Raw genomic sequence first — 26,723 nt, forward strand, 5'->3', positions numbered from 1 at the left:
AAAGGCGATTACACCTGCGGTCACTACCATTGCTGCGATCCGTCTACCCCTTTCTGACTTGCGATCGACCGACGAGACGACTAAGAACAGCAGACCGCCAACGCCCAGAGTCAGCGCGCTTATGAAAACAAGCAGCCAAGCAAGTTCAACCATCAACAATCACCAGTAGCATAGCCGTAAATGGTTAGGGCGAGGGCCGCGGGAAGTACCGCACCACCCACGGCGAGCGAGGCGCCGGCAAGAACAGCGGCTCCGGTGGCATAAGCAACGCCTCCAGCGACTGTTGCACCTGCACCCACAAGATCGAATACGAAGCTTGTGGTTGCACAAGCCGATGCGGTCCCGGTGGGGTCGGTGTAGTTGATGGGGTTGCCGGCGACGTAGGCGTAGCGGTTGGCGTTGGCTGGGTCGAGTGGGGTGTCGAGGGTGTCTTGTTGGGTCCACCTGCCGGTGGTGGGAGTGTAGTAGCGGGCGCCGTTGAGGGTGAAGTCGGTGGTGCGGTCCTTTAGGCCGGAGGTGTAGCCCAGGGGGTTTTGGTGTGTGCCTGAGCCGCCGGAGTCCTCGGTGAGTTGGGCGGCCCCGTAGGGGTCGAAGGTGTAGGCGAAGGCGGGGTAGGGGGCTTGGGTGATCAGGGCGATGGGTGAGCCGAGGTGGTCGTAGATGTACAGGGACTGCATCCCGGAGGCGGTGCGCAGGACGATGGGTTGCCCGGTGGTGGGGTCGTTCTCTAGATAGGCGGTGTCGTTGCCGTGGCGGACCTGCTCGATGGTGGGTTTGCCGGTGGCTCCGGTGCGCCCGTAGGTGTAGCGGTAGGTGCCCTCCGGCGTGGTCTGGTTCACGAGTTCGGTGTTGTCGGTGCCGGCGTAGTGTAGGTGTGGGTGTTCCCGGCCCGGGCCACGGTGGCCATCTGGTCGCCGGGGGTGTAGCTGATGGTCCCGGCGGCGGGGTCGGTGGTCTGGTTCCCCGCTCCGTCGTAGGCGTAGCCGGCGGTGGTGATCTGGTTGCCGGGGTTGTAGGTCAGGTTCTGGGTGGTCGTGCTCGCCCCGGCCCCGGTCCCGGTGGTGACGGTCTGGCTGGTGCGGTTGCCGCGGGTGTCGTAGGCGTAGGCGTAGGTCACCTGCGGTAGGGGGTCACCGTCTTGGTTGGTGCCTGCGCTGATGTGGGCGTCGGTGAGCCGGTTGGTGGTGTCGTAGGTGTAGGTGGTGGTCTGGTCGGTGAGGCGGTTGTGCTGCCACTGCAGGTTCGACCGGTCGTTTTGCGCCGTGCCCGTGCAGGTCGGGGCTGTCGTGGCGGTGGTGTAGCAATAGGAGATGTCGACCTCAGTGATCGGGGTCTCGGTGCTCTCGGGTCGGCGTTCGGCGGTGATTCTCGAGATCCGCCCTGTTGGGTCGTAGTCGGTCTTGGAGTGCACGGCCCAGCTCGCGTTGTCCGGGCTGGTGGCCAGCCAGGTGTCGGTGCGCCGGCCGTGGTCGTCGACGGCGAAGTTGGTCAGGGTCTGCTTCGTCCCGACCTGGGTGGTCATGCTGACCAGGGCTCCGGCGGTGTCGTACTCGTAGCTGGTGGTGCCCCGGGTGTCGGTGGTGGACGCGAGCCGCCCGGCCTTGTCGTAGCCGTAGGCGATGGTGCCCCCGCCGGCGGAGTGGGACCGGGAGATCAGTTGGCCGAGCTGGTCGTGCCCGTACGTGGTTGTTCCCGAGGTGTCGACGCGGGTGGTCACCTGCCCGGCCGGGCTGTAGGTGTAGGTGATGTCCGGGGCGGCCGCGGTGGTGGAGTAGTCCACGCTGAGCCGCCGGCCGTTCTTGTCGTAGGCGTAGGTGGTGGTCACCCCGCGCCCGTTGGTCTCGCTGGCCAGGCGCCCGAACTCGTCCCAGGTGTATGTCCTGGTCCCCAGGGAGCTGCCCGTGACCGGGGTGATCGTGGTGAGCTGGGAGTTCGTGTTGTACGTGTAGGTCGTGGGGTTACCGGCGTTCCCGGGGGCGGTGGCGGTGGCCACCGTCCCGTCCGGGTGGTACGTCACCGCGGCCTGTGCCCCGCCGGGGTCGGTGACCGTGGCGGGGTTGCCTGCACCGGTGTAGGTGTGCACGGTCTCGTTGCCGGCGGTGTCGATGGCCGATGTCGGGGAGTACTGGGTCGCCGCGGTAGTGCCGGTGTACTCCCACTCCCAGGCTGCCCCGGTCGGCCAGGTCTGCTCGGTGAGTGACTCCCCGTCGTTGGCCCCGTACGTGTTCGTGGTCGTCCCCGCCGTCGTCCCGGTCCCGGTGGTCTGTGTGGCGGCGTCGAAGTGCGGGCTGAACGTGACCGACCGCTCCCGGCCCTGGGCGTCCACGGCCCGGGTCACCCACCCGGTCATGTCAGACGTCAGCGTGTAGGTCGTCCGCAGCCCCGTGGTCGGTGACCCGGCCTCCTCCTGGGACGGGTCCGACATCAGGGTCTGGGTGTCCGTGGGGAAGGCGAACCGGGTGATCGAGTCCCCCGGCGATCCGGGGCTGGTGTTGACCTGGCGGACCATGGTGACCCGGCCCTTGCCGTCGTACGCGATGTGGGTGGTCACCCCGCCGGGGGCGTCGACCCGGACCGGGCGGTGGCCCACGTACGTCAGCGTCGTCGTGCGGTTCAGCGGGTCGGTGATCGTGGTCAGGTCGCTGCCGGTGTACCCGTATCCCACTGTCCGGGTGGTCGACCCGGAGCTGTTCTGGGACAGGCCTAAGACGCGCCCGTATGGGCCGGTGCCCACGTGAACCACCCGCGCGGACGCGGGCCCGGCCGTGCCGGTGATCTTCTCGGGCACCGATCCAGCTGCCCCGTCCTCGCCGGGGGTGATGACGGTCTCATTGCCGTTGCGATCCAGGACCCGGGTCAGGTCGCCGGCGGAATCGAAGACCAGCACCGACGCCGTGGCGTGGTCGGTCAGCGTCCACCCGCCCGCGGTGTTGGCCAGGTCGGCGGGCATGCCCGCCGGGGCGGTGTACCCACCCGTCCCGGTCGGGACGAAAGTGCCGGTGAGCCCGCCTGGCCCGGAGTACACCACGGCCCCGGCGGACCCCTCGCGCAGGGTCACCCCGTACCCGACCAACTGGGTCCAGCCCCAACCCAGGGCACTGGAGGCGGTGTCCTGCTCGGCACCGGAGCCCACTGCCAGGGAGTTGTAGGCCACCCCGACGTCCAGGTCTCCCGACACCCCGGGCACCGGCAGGCCGGCCGCAGTGATCAGCAGGTTTCCCGTGCCGACGTCGACCTCGGCCTGGACGCGGTCGCCGAGCTGGAACGGCACCGTGGTGGCGCTCTTGCGCTCCCCGGCCCCCAGCATGGGAGAGACCCGCGTGGTTTCGACCGGGGCCGCGGCCGAGCACGAGGACGGGGCGTCGCACGCCTTGACCGTCCACTCCACCCGTGCCCCGGCCGGCAGAGCCGGCAAAGTAGCCCGGACCACCGACCCGGCGGTCCCGGACGCCGTCTGCCCGTCAATGAGGTCCCAGGAGGCGGCACCTGCCCGGCGAGCGAAGAACTGTCCCGAGACGGTGCCACCGTCCGGGTCCGAGACCCGGGCCGTCAACACCGGTCTGTGGGTAGCGGTCAGCTCCACCTCGAGCGAGTCCGGCACCGACGGTGCTGCGGCCACCGCCGCGGTCGCCCCCACCAGCACCAACACCGAAGACAACCCCGCCGTCAACAACGTCTTGCTACGCATGGCAAGCCCCTGCAGAACCCCAGGGACGCCGTTGCCCGCCGGGCGATTAGCACAACATAGAGCCCGTACCGTCCGGCGCGGAGGGAAATGAACGTCGAATTTTCGGCAAAGCCTGTGATCGGTCAGGGCGGCGGCAGAGGATCGTGTGGGTCGCGGCCCGCTGGCTTGATGGACGGCCCGGGTAACCGCTAAGGCATACCAGACCCACGGCGCGGGGGACTCAGCCTTCAGCCCCGTCCTCGCCGCTCTCTCGCCCTCCACCCGATGACCCCGAACGATACGGACATCGCGGAGGCGTTCCGCCTTCTCGGACTTAGTCTCGCCACGCCAGGTCGTCAACGCTGTCCCGGAGAAGGACCCTCAACCGACACAGTGCCATAACCGGAGCCGCGCCGGACACGCTCAGCCTTGACTAGGCCGGGAAGGTTGAGCTTGACGTCGCGAGAGCCTTTAGTTTGATGGGATGAACCGGACGACGTGCGCGGAGTGCGGAGGTAGTAACGACCTCGGCATCTGTGAGGACCACTTTATGACCCTTCTGGCGCTCGATCATTCGCGGGTACAGCCGTTCGGGAGGTTCCACGGGGTCAACGTGGCGTGCTACTTCGCCCAGCATCCGAGCCGGTGCAAGGCGAGTGCTCTGCCTGCTCAGCGAGCGATCGTGGCCGCATTCGTAAACCAGGGGATCGAGGCCGTTCATGCGATGCAGAACGCCGCCGTACGGCGTAACAGCCACTCGAGCCGTGCAGCGCCCTCTGCGGTCAATGATCACTGTGAGGGCAAGGTGTTGCTACCGCCGTTCGCCGTTGCGATTGAGAACGTCTCTGTTGATGGGACGTTCCCGGCTGGGGGTTATGAAGACCGCATGATTGAGTGGGCGGAAGCGACTGTGGAAGTCTCCAGAGGCGTAACTCTGTGACGACTGCCCAATGGGCACCCACAAGGGGATCGGCTTACGGGCGTCTCCTGATGGGCTCAGCGCCGGTTCGAGGGGTTCACTCGCGCGGCGAGTATCGCCCGCATCTCCTCGACGCTAAGGGCGAACTGGTCCTGAGTCATCTTCGTCATGTTCTCGACGCGCCGACGCCAGAGCGGCTGGAACTCCCCAAGCATCCGGGTGTACGTCTCGTACATTGGCACGTGCGAGTTGCCGCGCTCGTGCTCGTCGTCGAAGTACTTGGCCATGTCCTCCCACATGTCCCGCTCGATGAGGTACCGCGCGTAGTCCGCCAGACGCCCCTCGAGCCGGTCGTTGAAGTCGAACCCGCGGAACCGCACCTCGTACTTAGCGCCTGGCTCAAGTTCAGCGCGTTCCTTGGGCGAGAGCCGCTCGTATAGCTCTGCTCGAGCCGGCTGAACATCTCAAGAACGTCCATCACGAACGTCGTCTCGCGTTGGGAGACCTCCGGTCGGATATTCGCGAACTCGTCCCGGTACTCCGACACCCACCCGCGCTCGAGTACCTTCGCTCGCATCTGGTCCTCCCGGTCGCCATCCTCGGTGTTCGGGTCGTCAACCACCAGGCGCGCGAGGATCCGGTGCAGGAGCGAGAGTTCCAGGCGCTCGACCGCGGTCAGCGAGTCGGGCGCCTCGACGGACCTGGCTCAAGGTCAAGCATCGCGCGACCCTCGACGTCATCTGCGCTGCTGTCATCGGGCCCCTGGAGCGGCCGACCGCCCTGGTGGCCGGCCTGCCCGTCGATGGGACGCTGCGCGTCGTGGGCCGCAGTACGCCCTTTGGTGCCGCGGCCGGCACAAGCCTCGGCCCGCACCTGCGCCCGCCGGCGGGCCCGCATCCCTGGCCCGCGCAGAGCTGCGCCCGGGAGTCCTCGACCGGTTCACGCGGGACCGCGCACCTGTGCGCCTGACCTTTAAGAGCCGATCGTCGTCGATGTCGCCGCCGGCTTGGTCCGGAACCGAGTTCCGGCACTCAACTGATGCCGTGCGGGCGCAGACCGCTGCCGGACGCCGGCCTCGGTTGGGCCTCGCCGCTACGGCGATAGACGCGGACCAAGTTCAGCACGGCCACCACGACGAAACTCAACGTGGCTGGGTTCACCGTCTCCATGAGGATCACGGCCGTGCAGGCGGTAAGGAACCAGGCGAGACGCAGATCTAACGTACGACCGAAGATTTCACGTCCAGGGGCCTCCTCCACACCACGACCGTATATGCCCGTCGAGCCAGTCGCGTCCTACCGGGTCAGTCCCGTGCGCTCGGCCTGTGGCCCGCGGCCGCGGGTCTTGCGAGCCTTCGGGACGCGACCGCGGCCCACGTCGCCCCTGACGGACACGGCCGCGGGCATGGCGTCGTCGGAGTCAGCCCGCACCCGGGCGGCGACGGTGTCTTTGTCGATTCCGCGTGATTCGAGGTCGTTCGCCATGGCGCGTCGCCGCGATCAACAACGGTGCCTCGAGAACCTGCCCGCGGAGGTGTACGACGCCCTCGTCGCCAAGCACCCGCTCGGTCGCCTCGGTCAGCCCGACGAGGTCGCGAGGGTCGTCCGCTTCCTGCTCTCCGACGACGCGTCCTTCGTCACCGGCGCGTACTGGTTGATCGACGGCGGCTACACGGCCGTGTGAGCCGGTCGCGGCGCCCGATCAGTCCTCGGTCGACCCCGAGAGCAGGGCGTTCACCGCCGTCGCGTACTGGTCGGGCGCCACGTCTCGGACGATGAGTCGCTGGAGGACGTAACCCGGCATCAGCGAGAGTGCCGCGACGGCCACCTGGTTCGGGTCGGCGTCGGGGTCCCAGCGACCTTCTGCCTGCAGCCCCTCGACGACGCGGGACAGCCGTGAACGCATCGTGAGGAACTTCGGCGCGGCGATCTCGCGGACGGCCGGGTCTCGAACCGCCTCCGCCCAGGCAGCGACGCCGATCCGCGTGATGTCCACGCCGCGGACGAGCGTCATGTCCTCCACGCGGCTTGCCACGTAGTCGATCACGCTCGGCAGCGACGGAGTTCGCGCGCTCGTGGTGATGAAGTGATCGATGGCCTCACCGATGCCTCCGACGGCTTCGTCGGCGATCGCCGCGATGAGATCCTGCTTGCCCCGGAAGTAGCCGTAGACGGCACCCGCTGACAGGTCGGACGCCCGGATGACGTCGGCCATCGTCGTCTTGTGGAACCCGTCCGCGGCGACGCACCGCATCGCGGCATCGAGGATCTGGCGGCGACGCGCCTCGCGGTGTTCGGCAGTGACCTTGGGCATGCTCCCACCCTAGCAAAAACGAACAATCGTTCTTGACAGGTCGACCCACCAGGTGGATCCTTTTGCAAGGAGAACGAACATTCGTCTTGCAAGAAGGAGTAATCATGAGTGCGCGAAGCTCCATCACGACCTTGCCGCCGGTGCTCGGTCTGGTTCTCGCCGTCGCCGCCGTCGTGGCGGTGATCGTCTCGGCATTCACCTGGGCGAACGTGCGCAGCGAGCCCCACGAGCTGCCGATCGCGGTGGCAGCGCCGGCGCCCCTCGCCGAGCAGGTCAGTACCCAGCTCGTCGAGAGCGCCGGGCGCGAAGCGTTCGAGATCTCTACCGTCGCCGACCGTGCCGCAGCGGTGGATCTCGTCCAAGACCGCGAGGTGTACGGCGCCGTGGTCGTCGGTCAGGAGGGTGGCGAGATCCTCACGGCGTCGGCCGCGAGCCCCGCCGTGGCACAGATGCTGACCCAGCTCGCCGCAGGAGTGCCGCCCCAGGCGGGCGGACCCTTCCGGGTCACCGATGTGGTCCCGCTCCCGTCGGACGATCCGCGAGGCATCGGCCTGTCCGCCGGGCTCCTGCCACTGGTGATCGCCGGCATCCTGACGGCAGCGCTCCTCGCCACCCTCGTCGGCACGGTGGGACTGCGCGTCGTCGGTGTGGCCCTCGCCGCCGCGACCGGCGGCATGGCAACGGTCGGGGTGCTGCAGGGCTGGCTCGGTTCGCTCGAGGGGTCGTACTGGGCCAACTCGGCGGTGGCCGCACTGGCGATCGGTGCCGTCGGCGCGACGCTTCTCGGCCTGTATCGGCTCCTTGGGCGGCCTGGCCTCGGTCTGGGCGCGGCCACGATGGTCCTTCTGGGAAACCCGCTCTCGGCCGCCGGCAGCGCGCCCGAGATGCTGCCCGAGGGCTGGGGAACGCTCGGCCAACTGCTGCCGCCGGGTGCGGCCGGCACCGCCCTGCGCTCCGTGGCGTTCTTCGACGGCGCCGGAGCGACCGTGCCGCTGATCGTGCTCACGAGCTGGCTCGTCGTCGGCCTGGTGCTGGCCATGCTTCCCGTACACCGTGGCGAGAACGGGGCGCGCGCCGCGCGCGACGGGCAGTCTGCCGCCTCGCAGCCGGTACCTGCCTAGGCGACCGAAGCGTCGTCGCGAGCGCGGGCGTGCTCGGTTCCATCACGGAACACTCCTCCGATGTGACGGCCTGCCACGCCATCGCGCTACGCTGGTGAGGTGATCGACCGCCTCACCGGCCGTGCCGGACGATTTACCGGGCCCGCCCTGGGCTGCGGGTCCGGCTCTGCCTGAGACGAGCCTCGAGACACCTCAGTGCCCGGGCGGGCGTCCCACCTAGAATCTCCCGCTGGCGGTCCCGCGCGCACGACGCGCACCTGCCGCCCGACCCGCCCGGAAGGTAGGCATGACATCTACGCCCGAGACACCTGAGTCGTCTCCTGAACCACCCCTCCATCCGCTCGACGAGGTCGGCGTGACCGCCGCCGTCGAGGAGGGCCTCGCCGCCGTCGCCGCGGCCACCACGCTCGAGGAGCTCAAGGCGGCCCGCCTCGCTCACGCGGGCGACCGCAGCCCGCTCGCCCTGGCCAACCGGGCCATCGGCGGGCTTGACAAGGCGGACAAGGCGGCGGCCGGCAAGCTCGTGGGCCAGGCCCGTGGCCGCCTCAGCAAGGCCGTCGCCGCGCGCCAGGCAGACCTCGAGGTCGAGGCCGAGGAGCAGATGCTGCGCACCGAGGCGGTCGACGTCACCCTCCCCACGGCCCGGGAGCCGCGCGGTGCGCGCCACCCCTTGGAGACCCTGATGGAGGACGTGTCCGACTTCTTCGTCGCGATGGGATGGGAGATCGCCGAGGGCCCCGAGATCGAGCACGAGTGGTTCAACTTCGACGCGCTGAACTTCGGCAAGGACCACCCGGCCCGGCAGATGCAGGACACCTTCTACGTCGCCCCGCCGGCGAACGCCGGGGGAGACCCGAACCTCGTGCTGCGCACCCACACGTCGCCGGTGCAGTCTCGCGCCATGCTCGAGCGCGGAGTCCCGATCTACATCGCGTGCCCCGGCAAGGTTTTCCGCACCGACGCGCTGGACGCCACCCACACCCCGGTGTTCCACCAGGTCGAGGGGCTCGCCGTCGACAAGGGACTGACCATGGCCCACCTCAAGGGCACCCTCGACCACTTCGCCCGCGCGATGTTCGGTCCGGAGGCCCGCACGCGGCTGCGGCCCAGCTTCTTTCCCTTCACCGAGCCCAGCGCCGAGATGGACCTGTGGTTCCCGCAGAAGAAGGGCGGGCCCGGCTGGATCGAGTGGGGCGGCTGCGGCATGGTCAACCCGAACGTGCTGACCGCCGCCGGGATCGACCCGGAGGTGTACTCCGGTTTCGCGTTCGGCATGGGCATCGAGCGCACGCTCATGCTGCGGCACGGCATCGCCGACATGCACGACATGGTCGAGGGTGACGTGCGCTTCTCCCTGCAGTTCGGCGCCACCGGAAGGGGCAACTGACATGCCGTACGTCCCGATGTCCTGGCTCGCCGAGCACGTGAAGGTCCCGTCCGGCACCACCGCGGAGCAGCTCGCCGCCGATCTCGTCCGCGTCGGCCTGGAGGAGGAGCAGATCGTCCCGCCGGCCGTCACCGGCCCCGTCGTCGTCGGCAAGGTGCTCTCCCTCGTCGAGGAGGAGCACTCGAACGGCAAGTCCATCAGGTACTGCCGGGTCGACGTCGGTGAGCACAACGATCCCCCCGGTTCGGGGAGTGAGGACCGAGCGCCGGCTTTTCCTGATTCCCGCGGCATCGTCTGCGGTGCGCACAACTTCGCCGAAGGTGACCACGTCGTCGTCGCGCTGCCCGGCGCGGTCCTGCCCGGGCCGTTCGCGATCGCCGCACGCGAGACCTACGGGCACACCTCCGACGGCATGATCTGCTCCGCGAGGGAGCTCGGCCTGGGGGAGGACCACGCCGGCATCATCGTGCTGGAGGAGATGCTCGGCGCCGATGCCGTCCCCGCTCCGGGCACCGACGCGCTCGCGCTCCTCGGCCTCGGTGCCGAGGTCCTCGAGATCAACGTCACCCCGGACCGCGGCTACTGCTTCTCCATGCGCGGCGTGGCCCGGGAGTACTCGCACTCGACCGGCGCGGAGTTCACCGACCCGGCCCTGCCGGAGAACCTCCCGACGGCGCCGCCCACCCCGACGGCCGACGCCTTCGGTGTCGAGGTCGACGACGCAGGGGCCCCGGCGTCTGATCTAGGCCCCGGCTGTGACCGGTTCGTCACCCGGATCGTGCGCGGGATCGACCCGACCGCGCCGAGCCCCGCCTGGCTGGTCCGGCGGCTCGTGCAGGCCGGCATGCGCCCGATCTCGCTCGCCGTCGACATCACCAACTACGTGATGCTCGACCTCGGCCAGCCGTTGCACGCCTACGACCTCGGCGCCGTCGCGGCACCGATCGTCGTGCGGCGCGCCACGGCGGGGGAGAAGCTCACCACGCTGGACGACGCCGAACGCCGGCTGGACCCCGAGGACCTCCTCATCACGGACTCGCCCGGCGGCGCCCACGGCTCCCGGGTTCTCGGCCTCGCCGGCGTCATGGGCGGCGCCGAGACGGAGGTCTCGGACGCCACCACCGACGTGCTCCTCGAGGCCGCGCACTTCGACCCGACCACCGTCGCCCGCACCGCCCGCCGCCACAAGCTGCCCAGCGAGGCCGCCAAGCGGTTCGAGCGCGGCGTCGACACCCGGCTGCAGGACGTCGCGGCGCAGCGCGCCGTCGACCTGCTCGTCGAGCACGGCGGCGGCACCGCCGACCCGGCCGTCGGCGACGTGGACAACACAGGCGACACGTCCGCGGTGTCCCCGATCCTCTTCGACCCCGCCGAGGCCGCCCGCCTGGTCGGGGTGGACTACCCCCGCGCGCAGGTGCTCGCGATCCTCGAGCAGATCGGCTGCACCGTCGAGGCGACGGCCGACCGCGACACCACCGTCGCGGCCGACGGTGCGGCGACTGGGGACCCGGCCGCCGGCCTCGTCAGCGTCACCCCGCCCACCTGGCGGCCGGACCTCGTCGGCCCGGCCTACCTGGTCGAGGAGGTCGCCCGGATCGCCGGGTACGACGAGATCCCGTCCGTGCTCCCGCCGGCTCCCGCCGGCCACGGTCTCACGGTGGGTCAGCGGCAGCGCCGCGACGTCGCCCGCGCGCTTGCCGAGCGCGGACTCGTCGAGGTGCTGTCCTACCCGTTCGTCGGCGACGTCCACGACCGGCTTGGCCTGCCCGACGGCGACCCGCGGCGCACCATGCTGAAGCTGGCGAACCCCATCGCCGAGGACGCGCCGTACCTGCGCACCTCGCTGCTGGACAGCCTGCTGGACACCGCGCGCCGCAACGTCTCACGCGGCACGAGCGACCTCGCCGTCTTCGAGATCGGCCTGGTCACCCACCCCGCCACGGTCCGCGCGGGCGCCGCGCCGGGTGTGCATCGCCGTCCCACCGGCGACGAGCTCGCCGCCCTGGCCACGGCGGTCCCGGCGCAGCCGCGGCACCTCGCCGGCGTGCTCGCCGGTCAGCGAGTGCGCGACGGCGTCGGTCCCGTCACGGGCACCGGCCGGGCGGCCGACTGGGCGGACGCCCTGGAGACCGCCCGCACGGTTGCCGCGACGGTGGGTGTCGAGCTCACCGTGCGCGCCGGCGACACCGCGCCGTGGCACCCCGGCAGGTGTGCAGAGCTGGTCGTCGACGGCACCGTCGTCGGGCACGCCGGCGAGCTGCACCCGAGGGTGACGGCCGCGCTCGAGTTGCCCGCCCGCACCGCCGCGTTCGAGCTCGACCTCGACGCCGTGCTGGCCGCGAGCCCGGCCGAGCCGGTGCAGGTCGACCCGGTCTCCACCTTCCCGCTCGCCAAGGAGGACGTCGCCCTCGTCGTCGACGCCCACGTCCCGGCGTCGGACGTCCTCGCCGCCGTCACCGAGGGCGCGGGCGAGCTCGCCGAGGAGGTCCGCCTCTTCGACGTCTACACCGGCGACCAGCTCGGCGCGGACAAGAAGTCGCTGGCGTTCGCGCTGCGGCTGCGAGCCGTCGACCGCACGCTGACGGCGGAAGAGACCGCCGCCGTGCGCGAGCGGATCGTCGAGGTCGCCGGCGAGCGATCGGGGGCGGTGCTCCGTGGCTGATCAGCAGCAGCTCTCCCCGCCCCCCGCCCGGACGGCACTCGTCACCGGCGCCTCGCGGGGCATCGGACAGGCCCTCGCCGTCGGCCTCGCCCGGGCCGGCCTCGACGTCGGGCTGGTCGCCCGCGACGGCTACCGGCTCGAGCAGGTCGCCGAGGAAGTCCGGGGCCTCGGCCGCCGGGCGGTCGCCGCGACGGCGGACGTCACCGACCAGGAGGCCGTCGCGGCGGCGGTCGACGCGGTCGAGCACGATCTCGGCTCGGTCGACCTGCTCGTGAACAACGCGGGCCGCATCGACGCCGAGGTCCCCCTGTGGGATGCCGACCCGGACGAGTGGTGGTCCGTCGTGGAGACCAACGTGCGCGGACCCTTCCTGTTCGCCCGCGCCGTCGTCCCCGGGATGCTCGAGCGCGGCGGCGGCCGGGTCATCGACCTCAACTCCGGATCCGGGACCCGCGACAGCGCCCGCGCGACCGCCTACTACGTGTCCAAGACCGCCATGTTCCGCATCGGCGGCGCGATCCACGAGGGCGGGTACGAGCGCGGCCTGCGGGCCTTCGAGCTCGCGCCGGGCGTCGTGGTGACCGATATGACGCGCTCGATGGAGGCCCACCGGAACCGCACCGAGTGGACGGACGTCGAGGACGTCGTCGAGCTCGCCGTGACGATCGCCCGCGGCGACGTCGACGAGCTCTCCGGTCGCTACCTGCGCGCGGGCACCGACACTCCGGCATCCCTGCGTGCCCAGCTGGGTCGCGACCTCGAGGCTGCGCGCAAGCTCCGGGTCACCGGCTGGCCGAGCTGAGACCTCGGGGCACCAGCAGGACCTTTCCGGTGGTGGCGCGGCCTTCGAGCGCCTCGTGCGCGGTGCCGGCCTCCGCCAGCGGGTGGCGCGCGCCGACCTGGACGTCCAGGGATCCGGAGGCGGCGGCGTCGAAGATCTCGCTCGCCCGCCACAGCAGCTCTTCCCGCTCGACGGTGTAGTCCCCGAGCTTCGGGCGGGTGACGTACACCGATCCCGCGGCGTTGAGGCGCTGGGGGTCGAACGGCGGAACCTGCCCGCTGGCACCGCCGAACAGCACGAGCGTGCCCCGACGGCGCAGCGACGCGAGCGAGGCGTCGAAGGTGTCCTTCCCGACGCCGTCGTAGACCACCTCGACACCGGCACCGTCCGTCAGCTCCCGGACGATCCGGGGCAGCTCGGCCGTCATGTCGTCGAGCTCGGCGTACCGGATCACCTCGTCCGCGCCGGCCGCGCGGGCCAGCCCCTCCTTCTCCGGCGAACCGACGGTGCCGATCACCCGGGCCCCGCGCGCCTTGGCGAGCTGGGTCAGCAGCAGGCCGACGCCCCCGGCGGCGGCCGTGACGACCGCGGTGTGGCCCGCCTGGAGCGGGAAGGCCGAGGTCGCGAGGTAGTGGGCCGTCATGCCCTGCAGCGGCAGGGCGGCCGCCGTCTCGAGGTCGAGGCCCGCCGGCACGGGGAGGGTGGCGTCGGCGGCGACCACCACCCGCTCGGCGTACGAGCCGGGTGCCTCCGCCCAGGCGACGCGGTCGCCGACCGCGAGGCCGTCGGTACCGGGGCCGACGGCGCTCAAGGTTCCGGCCCCCTCGGAGCCGGGCACGTGCGGGAAGTCCATCGGGTACACGCCCGACCGGCGGTAGGTGTCGATGAAGTTGATGCCGGCGGCGGCGACGTCGACCACCACCTCACCCGCGCCCGGTTCCGGGTCCGGCAGGTCGACGACGGACAGGACCTCGGGTCCACCGGGCTCGGTGGCATGAATGGCGCGCATGGTCACCAGCATGGCGCGGACGGTGCGCTCGCACCAAGGCCACGTGACACGAAATGCAATCAACTGTATTGTTATGCAGGTGTCATTCACCGTAGCGGTCGCCGGCGCCTCCGGGTACGCCGGCGGCGAGGTCCTCCGCCTGCTCCTGAACCACCCCGACGCCGAGATCGGGGCGCTCACCGCGCACGCCAGCGCGGGCCAGCGGCTCGGGGAGCACCACCCGCACCTCGTGCCGCTCGCCGACCGGGTGCTGCAGGCCACCAGCGCCGACGTCCTCGCCGGGCACGACGTCGTCGTGCTCGCCCTGCCGCACGGTGCCTCGGGCGAGATCTCCGCCGCGCTCGATGCCGCGGGGTCCGACGCCCTCGTGCTCGACTGCGGTGCCGACCACCGGCTCGAGAGCGCTTCCGACTGGGAGCAGTTCTACGGCGGTGGATCTCACGGCCACCCCGGTGCCTGGCCCTACGGCATGCCCGAGCTCCTGCGCGCCGAGACCGGCGACCGGCAGCGCGAAAACCTCCGGACCGCGTCCCGTATCGCTGTGCCGGGCTGCAACGTCAGCGCCGTCACGCTGGCGCTCCAGCCCGGCGTCGCCACCGGCGTGGTGGACGCCTCCGACGTCGTCGCGGTCCTCGCCGTCGGCTACACCGGCGCCGGGAAGTCTTATCGGCCGCACCTTCTCGCCGGCGAGGCGATCGGCTCGCTCGCTCCCTACGGCGTGGCGGGCACCCACCGGCACGTCCCGGAGATCGAGCAGAACCTCCGCGTCGCCGGCGCGCAGACCGTGCGGCTCTCCTTCACCCCTGTGCTGGCCCCCGTCTCGCGGGGCATTCTCGCCACCGTAACGGCCCCGCTCGCCACGGGTGCCTCGGCCGGAGGAGTCCGGGCGGCCTGGGAGCAGCACTACGCCGACGAGCCGTTCGTGCACCTCCTGCCGGAGGGCACCTGGCCCACCACCGCGATGGTCACCGGCTCCAACGCAGCTCTCGTCCAGGTCGCCGTCGACGAGCGCGCCGGACGGGTCGTCGCCCTCTGCGCCCTCGACAACCTCGGCAAGGGCACCGCCGGCGCCGCCGTGCAGTCGATGAACCTGGCGCTCGGTCTCCAGGAGAGCACCGGCCTGAGCACGGTGGGGGTGGCGCCATGAGCATCACCACACCCGCCGGGTTCCGCGCCGCCGGCGTCGCCGCCGGCCTCAAGGCCTCGGGCGGACCGGACGTCGCCCTGGTCGTCAACGACGGCCCGGACCAGGTCGCCGCGGCCGTCCTGACGACGAACCGCGTGCAGGCCGCCCCCGTGCTGTGGACGCGCCAGGTGGTCGGCGACGGGGTCGTCTCCGCCGTCGTCCTCAACTCCGGCGGCGCGAACGCGTGCACCGGGCCGGAGGGCTTCGCCGACACCCACCGCAGCGCCGAGCACGCCGCGCAGTCCCTCGGGATCTCCGCCGCGGACGTCGTCGTGTGCTCGACCGGGCTCATCGGCGAGCGGCTGAACATGCCTGCCCTCCTCGGCGGCATCGACGCCGCCGCCGGCGCCCTGTCCGGCGACGGCGGCACGGACGCGGCCCACGCCGTCATGACCACCGACACGGTCGCCAAAGAGGCGGTCGTGCACCGGCGGAGCGGCGAGGCCACCTGGTCCGTGGGCGGCATGGCCAAGGGTGCCGGCATGCTCGCCCCCGCCCTCGCCACCATGCTGAGCGTCCTGACCACCGACGCCGCCGTCGACCCTGCCGACGCCGACGCCGCCCTCCGCGCCGCCACCCGGGTCACCTTCGACCGGGTGGACTCCGACGGCTGCATGTCCACCAACGACACCGTCGTGCTCCTCGCCTCCGGCGCGTCCGGCGCCGCGGTGAGCCGCGAGGAGCTCACCGACGCCGTGACCGCGGTCTGCGGGGACCTCGCCCGACAGCTCGTCGCCGACGCCGAAGGCGCTTCGCACGACATCGCCGTCACCGTCTCCGGCGCCACCGGCGAAGACGCGGCCCTCGCCGTCGCGCGCGCCGTCACGCGGTCCAACCTCGTCAAGGCGGCGATCTTCGGCAACGACCCCAACTGGGGACGCATCCTCGCCGCCGCGGGCACCGTGCCCGAGGACGTCGCCCCCTTCGACCCCCACGCCGTCGACGTCACCGTCAACGGCGTCACGGTCTGCCGCAACGGGGCGGGGGAGGGCCGTGAGGTTGTGGCGCTCGTCGACCTCGCCGCCTCGCGGGAGGTTCGCATCGACGTCGACCTGCACGCCGGCGACGCCGCCGCGACGGTGTGGACGAACGACCTCACGCACGACTACGTCCACGAGAACAGCGCGTACTCCTCATGAGCGAGCTCGACACCGCGCGCGACCTCTTCCCGTACCAGAAGGCCGAGGTCCTCATCCAGGCGCTGCCCTGGCTGCGGCGCTTCTCCGGCGCCCGCGTCGTCGTCAAGTACGGCGGCAACGCCATGGTCGACGACAACCTCAAGCGGGCCTTCGCGGCGGACATCCTGTTCCTGCACCAGGTCGGGCTGCGCCCCGTCGTCGTGCACGGCGGCGGCCCGCAGATCTCCACGATGCTCGACCGGGTCGGCCTCGACACGGAGTTCCGCGGCGGGCTGCGCGTGACCACCCCCGAGGTCATGTCTGTGGTGCGCATGGTGCTGACCGGACAGGTCCAGCGCGAGCTCGTCTCCCTCCTCAACGCCGACGTCGCCCACGCCGTCGGGCTCTCCGGCGAGGACGGGCGGCTGCTGCAGGCCGAGCGCCGACAGGCGCTGGTCGAGGGCCGGCCCACCGACGTCGGCCTGGTCGGTGACGTCGTCGACGTCGACCCGCAGGCCGTCGAGGATCTCCTCGACGCCGGCCGCATCCCCGTGGTCTCGACGGTCGCGATCGACGCCGACGAGCCCACGCAGGTCCTCAACGTCAACGCGGACACCGCGGCGGCCTCGCTCGCCGTCGCCCTGCGCGCCACGAAGCTGGTGATGCTCACCGACGTCGAGGGGCTGTACGCCGGCTGGCCCGACACGTCCTCGCTCGTCTCCGAGATCCAGGCCCGGGACCTCGAGCCCATGCTGGCGACCCTGCAGTCCGGGATGGTGCCGAAGATGGAGGCGTGCCTGCGGGCCGTGCAAGGCGGCGTGCCGCAGGCGCACGTGATCGACGGGCGCCGCGAGCACTCCATGCTGCTCGAGATCTTCACCGACGCCGGAGTGGGCACCCTCGTGGTCCCGGACACCGAGCGCGACACCGAGGAGGAGTCATGACGCCAGAGCCGCCCGACGCCGGTTGGGCCGAGCGCTACCGCGGCGCCGTGATGAACACCTTCGGTGCCCCGCAGCGCATCCTCGTGCGCGGCGAGGGGGCCTACGTCTGGGACGCCGACGGCAACCGCTACCTCGACCTGCTCGGCGGCCTCGCCGTCAATGCGCTCGGCCACGCCCACCCGGCGCTGCTCCAGGCCGTCACCGAGCAGCTCGGCACCCTGGGCCACGTCTCGAACTTCTTCACCACGCCCGCGCACGTCCGCCTCGCGGAGCGGCTGCTGCAGATCGTCACCCCGGGCGGCGCGCCGACCGGCTCGCGCGTCTTCCTCGGCAACTCCGGCACGGAGGCCAACGAGGCGGCCCTCAAGCTGGTCCGCCGCCACGGGGGCGGTCAGCGCCCCCGCGTGCTCGCCCTGGAGGGCGCCTTCCACGGCCGGACCATGGGTGCCCTGTCGCTGACTCACAAGGCCGCGTACCGCGAACCCTTCGAGCCGCTCCCGGGCGGTGTCGAGTTCCTGCCCTTCGGCGATCTCGACGCCCTGGAGCGGGCACTCGGGGACGACGTCGGTGCGCTGTTCCTCGAGCCGATCCAGGGTGAGGCCGGTGTTCGGCCGCTGCCCGAGGGTTACCTCGCCGCGGCGCGCGAGCTGACCACCGCGGCGGGTGCCCTGCTGGTTCTCGACGAGGTCCAGTCCGGCATGGGCCGCACCGGGCAGTGGATGGCCCACCACGCCATCGACGGCGGAGCAGTGGTGCCCGACGTCGTCACCCTGGCCAAGGGTCTCGGTGGTGGCATGCCGATCGGCGCCATGATCGCGCTCGGCGAGCACACCGGCTCCCTGCTCGGTCCCGGGCAGCACGGCACCACCTTCGGCGGGAATCCGGTGGTGGCGGCCGCCGCGCTCGCCGTCGTCGACACGATCGAGCGGGAGGACCTGCTCGCCCACGTCACCGTCACCGGCAAGGCCCTGGCGACCGCCCTGGGTGACATCGACGGCGTCGCGGAGGTCCGCGGCACCGGCCTCCTCCTCGCGGCCCGGCTCGACGCCGCCGTCGCCAAGGACGTCGCGACAGCGCTGCTCGACGACGGGTTCATCGTCAACCCCGTCGCCCCGGACACCATCCGGCTCGCGCCGCCGCTGATCCTCACCGACGCACAGGCCCAGACCCTCGTCGCCGCGCTGCCCGCGGCGCTCGCCCGAGCGGGGCTGCCCGCATGACGGCGCAGACCGCCGGGACCAAGGCCGCGCGCCACGCGATGATCGCCGAGATCCTCGCCCACCATGCCGTCCGGTCCCAGTCCGAGCTGCGCGACGCGCTGGCCGAGCGTGGCGTGCCGGCCACCCAGGGGACGATCTCGCGGGACCTCGACGAGCTGCGCGCCCAGAAGGTGCGCGGCCCGGGCGGCGCACAGATCTACGCGCTGCCCGTCGAGGGCGGCGGCGGGCCGCCGGTGGTGGCCGAGGACGGCGAGCAGGTCGGTGCCCGGCTGCAGCGCTGGTGCGCCGAGGTGCTCGTCTCGGCCGACACCACCGCCAACCAGGTGGTGCTGCGGACCCCGCCCGGGGCCGCCCAGCTGCTCGCGTCGGCGCTCGACCACTCCGTGCTCCCCGGGGTGCTCGGGTGCATCGCCGGGGACGACACCGTGCTCGTCGTCGTCCGCGACACCGCCGGCGCCCAGGCGCTGACCGCCCGCCTCCTCGACCTCGCCCGCCGAGGACGAACGGGGCCCGGCCCGACGTCGAGCCCAGGGCCGGGCGCCTTCTGACCGCGAGCACCACCACGACCATCCGGACCATCACAGGAGAACCATGAGCGAGCAGAACAACGAAGGACACAGCGGACGAGACCGTGTGGTCCTTGCCTACTCCGGCGGCCTGGACACCTCCGTCGCCATCGGCTGGATCGGCGAGCGGACCGGCGCGGAGGTCATCGCCGTCGCCGTCGACGTCGGGCAGGGCGGCGAGGACCTGGAGGTCATCCGCCAGCGCGCCCTCGACTGCGGCGCCGTCGAGGCGTACGTGGCGGACGCCCGCGAGGAGTTCGCGAACGAGTACTGCATGCCCGCGCTCAAGGCCAACGCGATGTACATGGACGCCTACCCGCTGGTGAGCGCGATCTCGCGCCCGGTCATCGTCAAGCACCTCGTCAAGGCCGCCAGGCAGTTCGGTGCCACCACGGTCGCGCACGGCTGCACCGGCAAGGGCAACGACCAGGTCCGCTTCGAGGTCGGCATCACCTCGCTGGCGCCGGACCTGAAGTGCCTCGCCCCGGTGCGCGACCTGGCCCTGACCCGCGATGTCGCCATCGACTACGCGAACGAGCACAACCTGCCGATCGCCACCACCAAGAACAACCCGTTCTCCATCGACCAGAACGTCTGGGGCCGCGCCATCGAGACCGGCTTCCTCGAGGACATCTGGAACGAGCCGACCAAGGACGTCTACAGCTACACCGACGACCCGACCTACCCGCCGCTCCCCGACGAGGCCACCATCACCTTCGACCAGGGTGTCCCCGTCGCCATCGACGGCGAGCGCGTCACCCCGCTGCAGGCGATCGAGGAGATGAACCGCCGCGCCGGCGCCCAGGGAGTGGGCCGGATCGACATCGTCGAGGACCGCCTCGTCGGCATCAAGTCCCGCGAGGTCTACGAGGCGCCCGGTGCCATGGCACTCATCGCCGCCCACCAGGAGCTCGAGAACGTCACCGTGGAGCGCGAGCAGGCCCGGTTCAAGAAGACCGTCGGCCAGCGCTGGACCGAGCTGGTCTACGACGGCCAGTGGTTCTCCCCGCTCAAGGGCTCGCTCGACGTCTTCATCGACGACACCCAGCGCTACGTCTCCGGCGACATCCGCCTCGTCCTGCACGGCGGGCGCGCGACGGTCACCGGGCGCCGCTCCGAGCAGAGCCTGTACGACTTCAACCTCGCCACGTACGACACCGGCGACGCCTTCGACCAGTCGCACTCGAGAGGCTTCATCGAGATCTACGGGCTCACCTCGAAGCTGGCCGCCGCCCGCGAGGCCGCGGCCGACGGGACGGCGGCAGGTGGGACGGCGGCCGGTGGGGCGGAGTGACCGGATGACTGCCAGCCTGCGCGGCCGCAGCTTCCTCAAGGAGCTGGACCTCACGCCCGAGGAGTGGGTCGGCCTCATCGACCTCGCCGCCGACCTGAAGGCGGAGAAGAAGACCGGCACCGAGGTCCAGCGGCTCACCGGCAGGACCATCGCGCTCATCTTCGAGAAGACCTCCACCCGGACGCGGACCGCGTTCGAGGTCGCCTCCTTCGACCAGGGCGCGCACGTGACCTACCTGGACCCGAGCGGCTCCCAGATCGGTCACAAGGAGTCCTTCAAGGACACCGCACGGGTGCTGGGCCGGTTCTACGACGCGATCGAGTACCGCGGCAGCAGCCAGGCCGACCTCGAGGTCCTGGCCGAGCACGCCGGCGTCCCGGTGCTCAACGGGCTGACCGACGAGTGGCACCCCACGCAGATGCTCGCCGACGGGCTCACCATGCGTGAGCACGCGCCGGTGGTCGGCGGCGCACCCAAACCGTTCGGCGAGATGGTGCACGTCTACGTCGGCGACGCACGGAACAACACGGCGCACTCGATCCTCGTCTCCGGCGCCCTGCTCGGGATGGACGTCCGCCTGGTCGCACCCCTCGGCCTGCAGCCGGCGCCGGAGGTGGTCGCCCGGGCACGCGACGTCGGAGCCCGTACCGGGGCCCGCGTCACGGTGACGGACGACGTCGGAGCGGGCGTTCGCGGGGCGGACTTCGTCTCCACGGACGTCTGGGTGTCGATGGGGGAGAAGAAGGAGGCCTGGGACGAGCGGGTCGCGCTGCTGCGCGACTACCAGGTGAGCTCCGGGCTCCTGGCGACGACCGGCAACCCCGACGTGCGGTTCATGCACTGCCTGCCGGCGTTCCACGACCTCGGCACGGCGGTGGCCCGCGAGATCCACGCCCGCACCGGCATGGATGCCCTGGAGGTCACCGACGAGGTGTTCGAGTCCGAGCGGTCCGTGGTGTTCGACCAGGCGGAGAACCGGATGCACACCATCAAGGCCGTCCTGGTCGCGACGCTCGCCTAGATCTCGGAGGGCCGAACACCCTCGCGCAGCGTCGGGCAGCTCATGCACCGCGGACCGCCGCGTCCGCGGCCCAGCTCGGCGCCGGGGACCTCGAGGACCTCGAAGCCCGAGTCCCGCAGGTAGGTGTTCGACGTCGTCGTCCGGTCGTAGGTGACGACGACGCCCGGTGCGATCGCGAGGGCGTTGCACCCGTCGTCCCACTGCTCCCGGGCCGCGGAGTGCACGTCCTGCTCCGCCGTGAGGATGCGCAGGCCGTCCAGCCCCATCGCGTCTGCGAGGGCGGCGTGCATCTGCTCGGGCGGGTGGTCGGCGATGTCCAGCTCGATCTCGTCGCGGCCGTCGTGCCCGCTGCGGTCGCGTGGCGTGATGGTGTACGAGGGCAGCATCCCCAGGTCCGCGTACTTGATGAACGACCGCTCGTCCACCATGGTCATCACGGTGTCGAGGTGCATGAAGATCCGCGCCGAGGGCAGCGCGAGCGCCACCACGCGGTCCGCCGAGCCGGTCGCGAACAGGCGCTTGGCCAGCCGCTCGACCCCCTGCGGCGTCGTCCGCTCACTCATCCCGACGAGGACGGCACCGTCGCCGAGCACGAGGACGTCGCCGCCCTCGACCGTGGCCTGACCGTCCGCCAGGCCGTCGGACCAGCGGTGGAACTCGCTGCCGGCGAACCGCGGGTGCCAGCGGTAGATCGCCTCGTAGGTGACGGACTCACGGGTTCGTGCCGGCATCCGCATGGAGTTCACCGCGACGCCGTCGTAGACCCAGCACGACGCGTCCCGGGTGAACAGATGGTTCGGCAGCGGCGCGACCACCAGGTCGTCGGCACCCAGGGCGTGCAGGACGACGGAGCTGGGCACATCGGTCAGCTCGAGCAGCTCGCGTTTGGTCAGCCCACCGATCAGCAGCTCGGTGAGAGCGGCGTCGTCCATGGCCTCCGCCGTCGCCCGGAGCACCGGGGTGGCGGCGGGGCCGTGGATGCGCTCGTCGAAGGCGTGGTCGAGGACGAAGGCACGCGCCGGCGGAACCGCCAGCGACTCGCGCAGCAGGTCGGTCAGCTGGAGCACCTCGGCCCCGGCGCCCGCCAGCACGGCGCAGAACTCGTCGTGCTCCTCCTGGGCGCGACGCACCCAGATGAGGTCGTCGAAGAGCAGGTCGTCCATCGTCTCCGGTGTCAGGCGCAGCAGCTCCACGCCAGGACGGTGGACGATCACCTGGCGCAACCGCCCGACCTCGGAGCCGACGTACGGAGCAATGCTCTGCATCGCCACAGGCTCCCACGAAGCGGCTGGGCCGCACGCGCGACGGGACGGGTGTGCGAGGCACCCGCGCGGCACGGCAAGATCGGCGTCATGACATCTCCCGACCAGCCGGACAGCCGGGTCAGCCTGTGGGGCGGCCGGTTCGCCGGCGGCCCCGCCGACGCGCTCGCCGAGCTCAGCCGCTCCACGCACTTCGACTGGCGCCTGGCCCCGTACGACATCGCCGGGTCCCGAGCCCACAGCCGCGTGCTGCACGCCGCCGGGCTGCTCGACGACGGCGAGCTCGCCGACATGCTCGCCGCGCTCGACCGGTTGGCGGCCGACGTCGTCACCGGCGCCTTCGCCCCCGCTCCCGGCGACGAGGACGTGCACACCGCGCTCGAGCGCGGCCTCATCGAGCGCGCCGGCGCCGATCTCGGCGGCAAGCTGCGGGCCGGACGCTCTCGCAACGACCAGATCGCCACCCTCGCGCGGCTCTACCTGCGCGACTCCGCTCGCTTCCTCGCCGGCAAGGTCCTCGCCGTCGTGGACGCGCTCCTGGACCAGGCGGCCGCACACCCCGACGCCGTGATGCCCGGGCGGACCCACCTCCAGCACGCCCAGCCGGTGCTGCTCGGCCACCACCTCATGGCGCACGCCTGGCCGCTGCTGCGCGACGTCCAGCGCTGGCGCGACTGGGACGCCCGCGCCGCCGTCTCCCCGTACGGCTCCGGCGCCCTCGCCGGCTCCTCGCTCGGGCTGGACCCCGACGCCGTCGCCGCGGATCTCGGGTTCGACGCGGCCGTGGAGAACTCCATCGACGGCACCGCCGCGCGCGACGTCGTCGCCGAGTTCACCTTCGTGTGCGCGATGACCGGCGTGGACCTGTCCCGCCTCAGCGAGGACGTCATCCTCTGGGCGACCAAGGAGTTCGGATTCGTCCGCCTCGACGACGCCTTCTCCACCGGCTCGAGCATCATGCCGCAGAAGAAGAACCCCGACGTGGCCGAGCTCGCGCGCGGGAAGGCCGGCCGGATGATCGGCGACCTCACGGGTCTGCTGGCCACGCTCAAGGGCCTGCCGCTCGCGTACAACCGCGACCTGCAGGAGGACAAGGAGCCCGTCTTCGACGCCGTCGACACGCTCGACGTGCTGCTGCCCGCGGTCTCCGGCATGGTCGCCACCCTGGCTTTCGACACCGACCGGATGGCGGAGCTGGCCCCGCAGGGATTCTCGCTGGCCACCGACGTCGCCGAGTGGCTCGTGCGTCAGGGAGTGGCGTTCCGGGTCGCCCACGAGGTCGCGGGAGCCTGCGTGCGCCGCTGCGAGGAGCAGGGCAAGGAGCTGTGGGACCTCACCGACGCCGAGCTCGCCCAGATCAGCGAGCACCTCACCCCCGCGGTACGGGAGGTGCTCACGGTCGCCGGGTCCGTCGCCTCCCGCAACGGCCGCGGCGGTACCGCCCCGCGGCGGGTCGCCGAACAGCTCGGCCGGGCACGCGGGCTCTCCGCCGAACTTCGCGCTTGGGCGGGCACCGCCGGGACCTCCGCGGGGGCCTGAGCCGATGGCCAACGTCGCACCGTGGAGGGAGGTGCTCGAGCGGCCTGCCGAGGAGGCAGCGCGAGCGGTTCTCGGATCGGTGCTCACGGTCCGCGACGACGGCACCGAGGTGGCCGTCCGGCTCACCGAGGTCGAGGCCTACAGCGGCGAGCTCGACCCCGGCTCGCACGCCTACCGCGGCCGCACCCCGCGGACCACGCCCATGTTCGAGTCGGGCGGACGCCTCTACGTCTACTTCACGTACGGGATGCACTGGTGCGCGAACCTCGTCTGCGGCTCGCCCGGGACGGCCTCGGCGCTGCTCATGCGGGGCGGCGAGATCGTCCGAGGCGTCGACGCCGCACGCTCGCGCCGCGGCGCCGCACGGAGCGACCGTGACCTGGCCCGCGGACCGGCCCGGCTCGCCCAGGCGCTCGGCCTCACGGGCGAGGACAGCGGCCTCGAGCTCGCCGTCGGGGGCCGAGCCGAGCTCACGCTCGACGAGCCGGCCGATCCCGCGCGGATCCGGACCGGGCCCCGGGTCGGGGTGACCGGCCCGGGCGGGGACGGTACGGCGTACCCGTGGCGGTTCTGGATCGACGGCGAGCCCACGGTCTCCGACTACCGCCCCGCGGTACGCCGCAACCGGCGCCGTTGACCGGCGTCGGCCCGCAGCACGGCACACTGGTACCGGCCCGGCACAACGCCGGGCACCAACGAAAGGTAGAAGAAGTGACCGACATCCTCGACGAGCTCCGGTGGCGCGGCCTGATGGCCCAGTCCACCGACATCGGCGCGCTGCGTGCGGCGCTGGCCGAGGGCCCGGTCACCTACTACTGCGGCTTCGACCCCACGGCACCGAGCCTGCACCACGGCCACCTCGTCCAGCTCATCGTCATGCGTCACCTCCAGCAGGCGGGGCACCACCCGCTCGCCCTGGTCGGCGGCGCGACCGGCATGATCGGCGACCCACGCATGTCCGGCGAGCGCCAGCTCAACGACAAGGACACGGTCGCCGGCTGGACCGACCGTCTGCGCGGCCAGATCGAGCGCTTCCTCGACTTCGAGGGCGAAAACGGCGCCCGCATGGTCAATAACCTCGACTGGATCGGTGGGCTGACGACCATCGACTTCCTGCGCGATGTCGGCAAGCACTTCCGGCTCGGCACGATGCTCGCCAAGGACACCGTGGCCCGCCGGCTCGAGAGCGACGAGGGCATCTCCTTCACCGAGTTCAGCTACCAGATCCTGCAGGGTCTGGACTTCCTGGAGCTGTTCCGCCGGTACGGGTGCACGCTGCAGACCGGGGGGAACGACCAGTGGGGCAACCTGACCGCCGGGGTGGACCTCGTGCGCAAGGCCGAGGGCGCGTCCGCGCACGTCCTCACCACGCCGCTCGTCACCAAGGCCGACGGCACCAAGTTCGGCAAGTCCGAGGGCGGCGCGATCTGGCTCGACGCGGACATGTTCAGCCCGTACGCCTTCTACCAGTTCTGGCTCAACGCCGATGACGCCGACGTGGTGCGCTTCCTCAAGATCTTCACCTTCCGTAGTCGGGAGGAGATCGAGGAGCTGGAGCGTGCGGTCAGCGAGGCGCCGGGGGCCCGGGAGGCACAGCGAGCCCTGGCGGAGGACGTCACGACGCTGGTGCACGGACCGGACGCCACCGAACGCGTCCGTCGGGCGTCACAGGCCCTCTTCGGCCGGGACGATCTCCGCGAGCTCGACCCAGCCACCTTGCGCGACGCCGTGGCCGAGCTGCCCCAGGGACCGGCGGAGGTCGGGCGGTCCACCGTCATGGACCTGCTGGTCGCCACCGGGTTGGAGAAGGGGCGCAACGCCGCCCGTCGCACCATCAGCAGCGGCGGCGCGTACCTCAACAACGAGAAGGTCACCGACGAGGAGCAGCTGCTCCGCACCGAGGACCTCCTGGCCGGCGGCTACGCGCTGCTGCGGAAGGGTCGCAAGAACCTGGCCGTGGCCACTGTCGACGAGGCCTGACGGGGCGTGCCAGGCGCCCTCGCCATGCCACGGCACCCGGTCGTCAGGAGGCAGGACACGCGGGTCGTCCTTGTGGGCCAGGTCTCACGAGGCCCGTCGCGATCGCGGGTCGCCCGATCAGGCGGGATCGGAGACAAAAGCGCAGGTCAGAGCGCTGCACACGCCCCGTTTCGGCCCGCTGCCGCCCAGTTGACGCGACCCCACCAGAGCCGTAATGTTCTACCTGCTGCACCGGACGGGAGGCACGGACGAGAGTCGCGAGAAGCACTCGAGGTCGGTCCCCCGGAGCAGAACCCCTAGGACATCGATCCGGCAATCTTGCCGGCATCTGAGTGTCCCGGGAGGCCAGGATCACAGCTGGTCGCCGAGCACGTGGGAACACGAGCGAAGCGCCGGGTGCTAGACTGGTTGACCTTCCCCGGTTCGGGTCAGGGCGGTTGTTCTGGTTCGTTCGGTGTGTGTCTGTTTTTTGAGAACTCAACAGTGTGCCAAGTTTTTTGATGCCATGTGGGATGCCTGGGCTTTTGGGTCTGGGTGTTCTGTTTTGTATTTTTGGTTTGATGCGCTGGCCTGGGGCCCCGTCCTTGGGTTGGTGTGTTGGGCTGGGTTTGATGGCTCCTGCTTTTTTGGTGGGGGTTTTCTTCGTATGGTTTTTCTCGTGGTGCCTGGTCTTCGGGTCGGGTGCTGCTGGGGAATGTTTTTAACGGAGAGTTTGATCCTGGCTCAGGACGAAC

Annotated in this window: 21 protein-coding genes and 3 pseudogenes; 16 read left to right on the forward strand and 8 right to left on the reverse strand. The window is 71.3% G+C overall.

Features of this window, described 5'->3' with window-relative positions; all coding sequences use genetic code 11:
* Window positions 1-152 precede the first annotated feature (152 nt).
* Window positions 153-839, reverse strand: coding sequence for an RHS repeat-associated core domain-containing protein (locus ABD907_RS10275; RefSeq protein WP_345216155.1), 687 nt, complete (start codon window positions 837-839; stop codon window positions 153-155).
* Window positions 836-3,688: an RHS repeat domain-containing protein gene (locus tag ABD907_RS10280; RefSeq protein ID WP_345216156.1), complete on the reverse strand. Its 2,853-nt coding sequence runs from the start codon at window positions 3,686-3,688 to the stop codon at window positions 836-838. Before ABD907_RS10280 ends, ABD907_RS10275 begins: the two co-directional genes overlap by 4 nt.
* A gap of 463 nt (window positions 3,689-4,151) precedes the next feature.
* On the opposite strand from ABD907_RS10280, the gene ABD907_RS10285 reads away from it, so the two are divergent.
* On the forward strand, window positions 4,152-4,607 hold the full coding sequence (locus tag ABD907_RS10285; protein WP_345216157.1) for a DUF5946 family protein: 456 nt from the start codon (window positions 4,152-4,154) through the stop codon (window positions 4,605-4,607).
* A 56-nt stretch (window positions 4,608-4,663) separates the two neighbouring features.
* On the opposite strand, the pseudogene ABD907_RS10290 reads toward ABD907_RS10285, so the two are convergent.
* From ABD907_RS10290 to ABD907_RS10295, 3 genes and pseudogenes are all read right to left on the reverse strand, one after another.
* A pseudogene (locus tag ABD907_RS10290) lies at window positions 4,664-4,990 on the reverse strand (YfbU family protein); the annotation flags it as partial.
* A 26-nt stretch (window positions 4,991-5,016) separates the two neighbouring features.
* Window positions 5,017-5,265 (reverse strand): annotated as a pseudogene (locus ABD907_RS21100) (YfbU family protein); the annotation flags it as partial.
* Window positions 5,266-5,617: 352 nt separating this feature from the next.
* Window positions 5,618-5,845, reverse strand: coding sequence for a hypothetical protein (locus tag ABD907_RS10295; protein ID WP_345216158.1), 228 nt, complete (start codon window positions 5,843-5,845; stop codon window positions 5,618-5,620).
* A 253-nt stretch (window positions 5,846-6,098) separates the two neighbouring features.
* Here ABD907_RS10295 and ABD907_RS10300 point away from each other — a divergent pair.
* A pseudogene (locus ABD907_RS10300) lies at window positions 6,099-6,269 on the forward strand (SDR family oxidoreductase); the annotation flags it as partial.
* Window positions 6,270-6,287: 18 nt separating this feature from the next.
* Here ABD907_RS10300 and ABD907_RS10305 read toward each other — a convergent pair.
* Window positions 6,288-6,899 carry a TetR/AcrR family transcriptional regulator gene (locus ABD907_RS10305; protein WP_345216159.1) on the reverse strand — a complete coding sequence of 204 codons (612 nt, stop codon included), beginning with the start codon at window positions 6,897-6,899 and terminating at the stop codon, window positions 6,288-6,290.
* Between the two features lie 104 nt (window positions 6,900-7,003).
* Here ABD907_RS10305 and ABD907_RS10310 point away from each other — a divergent pair, with 104 nt between their 5' ends.
* The 4 genes from ABD907_RS10310 to ABD907_RS10325 all read left to right on the forward strand — a co-directional run bounded on the left by ABD907_RS10310 (window position 7,004) and on the right by ABD907_RS10325 (window position 12,871).
* Window positions 7,004-8,020 carry a hypothetical protein gene (locus ABD907_RS10310; protein WP_345216160.1) on the forward strand — a complete coding sequence of 339 codons (1,017 nt, stop codon included), beginning with the start codon at window positions 7,004-7,006 and terminating at the stop codon, window positions 8,018-8,020.
* Between the two features lie 286 nt (window positions 8,021-8,306).
* Window positions 8,307-9,407: a phenylalanine--tRNA ligase subunit alpha gene (gene pheS, locus ABD907_RS10315; protein WP_345216161.1), complete on the forward strand. Its 1,101-nt coding sequence runs from the start codon at window positions 8,307-8,309 to the stop codon at window positions 9,405-9,407.
* 1 nt (window position 9,408) lies between these two features.
* Complete coding sequence (gene pheT / locus ABD907_RS10320) at window positions 9,409-12,069, forward strand: phenylalanine--tRNA ligase subunit beta (RefSeq protein WP_345216162.1); 2,661 nt, start codon at window positions 9,409-9,411, stop codon at window positions 12,067-12,069.
* Window positions 12,062-12,871 (forward strand): SDR family NAD(P)-dependent oxidoreductase, encoded by an 810-nt coding sequence (locus ABD907_RS10325; RefSeq protein WP_345216163.1) that lies wholly within the window; start codon window positions 12,062-12,064, stop codon window positions 12,869-12,871. The genes pheT and ABD907_RS10325 overlap by 8 nt, the downstream gene beginning before the upstream one ends.
* Here the strand turns inward: ABD907_RS10325 and ABD907_RS10330 are convergent.
* A complete protein-coding gene (locus ABD907_RS10330; RefSeq protein WP_345216164.1) occupies window positions 12,852-13,859 on the reverse strand; it encodes a quinone oxidoreductase family protein in 1,008 nt (335 codons plus the stop codon). The genes ABD907_RS10325 and ABD907_RS10330 overlap by 20 nt on opposite strands.
* A gap of 73 nt (window positions 13,860-13,932) precedes the next feature.
* Here ABD907_RS10330 and argC point away from each other — a divergent pair, with 73 nt between their 5' ends.
* The 7 genes from argC to argF are packed head-to-tail and all read left to right on the forward strand — an operon-like array spanning window position 13,933 to window position 21,208.
* Window positions 13,933-15,006 (forward strand): N-acetyl-gamma-glutamyl-phosphate reductase, encoded by a 1,074-nt coding sequence (argC, locus tag ABD907_RS10335; protein ID WP_486334072.1) that lies wholly within the window; start codon window positions 13,933-13,935, stop codon window positions 15,004-15,006.
* Window positions 15,003-16,184: a bifunctional glutamate N-acetyltransferase/amino-acid acetyltransferase ArgJ gene (argJ, locus tag ABD907_RS10340; protein ID WP_345216166.1), complete on the forward strand. Its 1,182-nt coding sequence runs from the start codon at window positions 15,003-15,005 to the stop codon at window positions 16,182-16,184. Before argC ends, argJ begins: the two co-directional genes overlap by 4 nt.
* A complete protein-coding gene (gene argB / locus ABD907_RS10345; protein WP_345216167.1) occupies window positions 16,181-17,107 on the forward strand; it encodes an acetylglutamate kinase in 927 nt (308 codons plus the stop codon). Before argJ ends, argB begins: the two co-directional genes overlap by 4 nt.
* Complete coding sequence (locus ABD907_RS10350) at window positions 17,104-18,327, forward strand: acetylornithine transaminase (protein WP_345216168.1); 1,224 nt, start codon at window positions 17,104-17,106, stop codon at window positions 18,325-18,327. Before argB ends, ABD907_RS10350 begins: the two co-directional genes overlap by 4 nt.
* A complete protein-coding gene (locus ABD907_RS10355) occupies window positions 18,324-18,875 on the forward strand; it encodes an arginine repressor (RefSeq protein ID WP_345216169.1) in 552 nt (183 codons plus the stop codon). The genes ABD907_RS10350 and ABD907_RS10355 overlap by 4 nt, the downstream gene beginning before the upstream one ends.
* Window positions 18,876-18,918: 43 nt before the next feature.
* A complete protein-coding gene (locus ABD907_RS10360) occupies window positions 18,919-20,187 on the forward strand; it encodes an argininosuccinate synthase (protein ID WP_345216170.1) in 1,269 nt (422 codons plus the stop codon).
* 4 nt (window positions 20,188-20,191) lie between these two features.
* A complete protein-coding gene (gene argF, locus ABD907_RS10365; protein ID WP_345216171.1) occupies window positions 20,192-21,208 on the forward strand; it encodes an ornithine carbamoyltransferase in 1,017 nt (338 codons plus the stop codon).
* Here argF and ABD907_RS10370 read toward each other — a convergent pair.
* A complete protein-coding gene (locus tag ABD907_RS10370; protein WP_345216172.1) occupies window positions 21,205-22,473 on the reverse strand; it encodes an arginine deiminase in 1,269 nt (422 codons plus the stop codon). The two genes, argF and ABD907_RS10370, sit on opposite strands and share 4 nt — an antisense overlap.
* Before the next feature lie 87 nt (window positions 22,474-22,560).
* Here ABD907_RS10370 and argH point away from each other — a divergent pair, with 87 nt between their 5' ends.
* The 3 genes from argH to tyrS all read left to right on the forward strand — a co-directional run bounded on the left by argH (window position 22,561) and on the right by tyrS (window position 25,989).
* Window positions 22,561-24,009: an argininosuccinate lyase gene (gene argH / locus ABD907_RS10375; protein ID WP_345216173.1), complete on the forward strand. Its 1,449-nt coding sequence runs from the start codon at window positions 22,561-22,563 to the stop codon at window positions 24,007-24,009.
* Window positions 24,010-24,013: 4 nt separating this feature from the next.
* A complete protein-coding gene (locus tag ABD907_RS10380) occupies window positions 24,014-24,646 on the forward strand; it encodes a DNA-3-methyladenine glycosylase (RefSeq protein WP_345216174.1) in 633 nt (210 codons plus the stop codon).
* A gap of 74 nt (window positions 24,647-24,720) precedes the next feature.
* On the forward strand, window positions 24,721-25,989 hold the full coding sequence (gene tyrS / locus ABD907_RS10385; protein WP_345216175.1) for a tyrosine--tRNA ligase: 1,269 nt from the start codon (window positions 24,721-24,723) through the stop codon (window positions 25,987-25,989).
* Window positions 25,990-26,723 lie beyond the last annotated feature (734 nt).

The sequence above is a fragment of the Georgenia halophila genome (assembly GCF_039541595.1).

Bases quoted from the DNA above. Each gene is read 5' to 3' on its own strand.
- argC (WP_486334072.1), top strand. From the start codon at position 13,933: ATGCAGGTGTCATTCACCGTAGCGGTCGCCGGCGCCTCCGGGTACGCC.
- pheT (WP_345216162.1), top strand. From the start codon at position 9,409: ATGCCGTACGTCCCGATGTCCTGGCTCGCCGAGCACGTGAAGGTCCCG.
- ABD907_RS10360 (WP_345216170.1), top strand. From the start codon at position 18,919: ATGAGCGAGCAGAACAACGAAGGACACAGCGGACGAGACCGTGTGGTC.
- ABD907_RS10355 (WP_345216169.1), top strand. From the start codon at position 18,324: ATGACGGCGCAGACCGCCGGGACCAAGGCCGCGCGCCACGCGATGATC.
- ABD907_RS10310 (WP_345216160.1), top strand. From the start codon at position 7,004: ATGAGTGCGCGAAGCTCCATCACGACCTTGCCGCCGGTGCTCGGTCTG.
- pheS (WP_345216161.1), top strand. From the start codon at position 8,307: ATGACATCTACGCCCGAGACACCTGAGTCGTCTCCTGAACCACCCCTC.
- ABD907_RS10280 (WP_345216156.1), bottom strand. From the start codon at position 3,688: ATGCGTAGCAAGACGTTGTTGACGGCGGGGTTGTCTTCGGTGTTGGTG.
- argJ (WP_345216166.1), top strand. From the start codon at position 15,003: ATGAGCATCACCACACCCGCCGGGTTCCGCGCCGCCGGCGTCGCCGCC.
- ABD907_RS10370 (WP_345216172.1), bottom strand. From the start codon at position 22,473: ATGCAGAGCATTGCTCCGTACGTCGGCTCCGAGGTCGGGCGGTTGCGC.
- argH (WP_345216173.1), top strand. From the start codon at position 22,561: ATGACATCTCCCGACCAGCCGGACAGCCGGGTCAGCCTGTGGGGCGGC.
- argB (WP_345216167.1), top strand. From the start codon at position 16,181: ATGAGCGAGCTCGACACCGCGCGCGACCTCTTCCCGTACCAGAAGGCC.
- ABD907_RS10330 (WP_345216164.1), bottom strand. From the start codon at position 13,859: ATGCGCGCCATTCATGCCACCGAGCCCGGTGGACCCGAGGTCCTGTCC.
- ABD907_RS10380 (WP_345216174.1), top strand. From the start codon at position 24,014: ATGGCCAACGTCGCACCGTGGAGGGAGGTGCTCGAGCGGCCTGCCGAG.
- ABD907_RS10305 (WP_345216159.1), bottom strand. From the start codon at position 6,899: ATGCCCAAGGTCACTGCCGAACACCGCGAGGCGCGTCGCCGCCAGATC.
- ABD907_RS10285 (WP_345216157.1), top strand. From the start codon at position 4,152: ATGAACCGGACGACGTGCGCGGAGTGCGGAGGTAGTAACGACCTCGGC.
- ABD907_RS10350 (WP_345216168.1), top strand. From the start codon at position 17,104: ATGACGCCAGAGCCGCCCGACGCCGGTTGGGCCGAGCGCTACCGCGGC.
- argF (WP_345216171.1), top strand. From the start codon at position 20,192: ATGACTGCCAGCCTGCGCGGCCGCAGCTTCCTCAAGGAGCTGGACCTC.